At 39.7% G+C, this 1,221-nt stretch carries 1 protein-coding gene; it reads right to left on the minus strand.

The window, feature by feature from the left end; all coding sequences use genetic code 11:
* A partial coding sequence (locus EO95_RS12450) for a polysaccharide deacetylase family protein (protein ID WP_235283000.1) occupies positions 1 to 1,221 on the minus strand: 1,221 nt, incomplete at both ends.

The following is a 1,221-nucleotide window of genomic DNA, read 5'->3' on the forward strand; positions in this document are numbered from 1 at the left end:
TATGGAGCCAGTAATGCATCAGTAGTATCATTTTGACTTCCATAGGGATATGCAAAGGAATAAACTGGATAATCATAATCGGTTATTTCTGCGATGTTCGGTAGTATTTCCTGGTCCAGCCACTCTTGAGAAGTGTGACTATTTAAAAATGCAACTGGATCTTCGTGATTGAGCCCATGCGCAGATATTTCCCATCCAGCCGAATTCAGTGCATTCAGGTTATCTTTTGTACTCTGCGGGCTTACACTTAATGAATTTAGATTTACAGTACATGTAGCATTATACTTATTGAACACTTGTATATTTTCATAACACGGATCAATATTTCCTGTGTCGTCCCATGATAGAGCAATACCTCCTTTATAACCAGTTACAACCGTAATTGTTTTAGTCATCGATTGACTGGAAAATCCATTTGTTACCGTTAAAGTAGCCGTATAAGTTCCCGGTGTTGTATATATATGATTAACGTTTGCAGTAGTGCTGTTAGACCCGTCACCAAAATCAAGCAGTTCAGAATTCTGGTTGACGCTGTGATCCACAAAAGTTACACTTTCCCCGACCTTCACACTATCTGTAGAAACTGTGAAATTTGCAGTCACATTAGTAGGTTGAACCCAGGACGAATTACCCAGGTCTCCCATGTGATAAAATTTCCCGCCCTTCTGGCTGGTATAGTTCAGAATTGATTCCAGTTTCGATGTTGAAGTTTGATATGGTCCGGGAACATTTGGAGTAATAGTATGACCATATAAAACCAGTACGTACCCATATTTTATTGCGTCATCAATTCCATATTGTATAGACTCCAGGCTAGCACCCGACAGGTCATCTATTTCAACACCATACACAAGTCGAGCATTGTCCCACTTGTAATAAGCGGCTGATTCATTTACATTCACTGTACCGAAATTCGTCGCTCTTAGTGTTCGGAAATATGGAGCCAGTAATGCATCAGTAGTATCATTTTGACTTCCATAGGGATATGCAAAGGAATAAACTGGATAACCATAACCGGTTATTTCTGCGATGTTCGGTAGTATTTCCTGGTCCAGCAACTCTTGAGAAGTGTGATTATTTAGAAATGCAACTGGATCTTCGTGATTGAACCCATGCGCAGATATTTCCCACCCAGCCGAATTCAGTGCATTCAGGTTATCTTTTGTACTCTGCGGGCTTACACTTAATGAATTTAAATTTACAGTACATGTAGCATTATAC

Origin of the sequence: Methanosarcina sp. 1.H.T.1A.1, assembly GCF_000979295.1 — an archaeon.
Taxonomy (GTDB): domain Archaea; phylum Halobacteriota; class Methanosarcinia; order Methanosarcinales; family Methanosarcinaceae; genus Methanosarcina.